Here is a 922-nt window from a genome sequence, read left to right on the forward strand (position 1 = left end):
AATACCACAGAAGGTGAAAAAATAGCTTTTATTCAAAGATATTTTAATATAAAAGATGAGAATGAAGCCAGAGGTATTTTGCAAAGTTTAGATTTTCTGACTTATTATACCAAGAATGGAACATTTGATGAAGATAAAATATCAAATGAAGCAAAAGATTTATTTATATCTTTACAAAATCAAAGTGAAACAACTCTAGCTAACAATAAAGCTTTATTTAGCTATTTAAATGATAATAAGGATGAATTAATGGCTGAGTATAACAAATACAAAGAGCTAGAGCAAATCTTTAAAGACAAAGAGCAAGACTATTTTAAAGCCCAAGCTGAATTTAATAGATTATTAGATTTAGTCAATAAAGGTAAGCTAAGCTACAACGATCCTAAATTCACTCAAGCTTTTAATAATTGGCTTAATGCTTATAATAGTTATTCCAATGCATATGTTGATGCTAAGAATATCAATGATAATATAAAATCCACTTATACTAAATATATTAACGAAACATTAGGATATGACAATTTTAATTTTAATCCTTTTTTGCTAAGTTTAAATCCTGATGTAGATAAACCTGAATTTCCTGATATAGATAATTCTCAAGGTGGAGATTTACCTGACTTTGAACAAACTGCTTCTCTTAATCTAATAGGTGATGAAACTTTAAATGAAGAAGAAACTGAAGAAGTAGATGAAACCTCTTTACTTCAAAAAAGTAAAACTTGCATAGTAAGTGATAATTATAAAACTATGAATCCTTGTGTAGTTGGAGGATTATAAAAAATACTTGCTAGGATAGCTATATCCTAGCAATAATAACGAGTATATTAATGAATACTCGTATTAAATAATATTTTGATTAATCAATAATAAATATTAAAAAATAAAAACTCTTAAAATTTAAAAAATGAATTAAAAGGAACAA

At 25.6% G+C, this 922-nt stretch carries 1 protein-coding gene; it reads left to right on the forward strand.

What is annotated here, in order from left to right; all coding sequences use genetic code 11:
- The coding region (locus L8X30_RS07870; protein WP_263679762.1) for a hypothetical protein at positions 1-777 on the forward strand (777 nt) is incomplete at its 5' end.
- Between the last annotated feature and the right edge of the window lie 145 nt (positions 778-922).

The organism is Campylobacter sp. CNRCH_2015_0338h, from assembly GCF_025772785.1.
GTDB lineage: Bacteria > Campylobacterota > Campylobacteria > Campylobacterales > Campylobacteraceae > Campylobacter_D.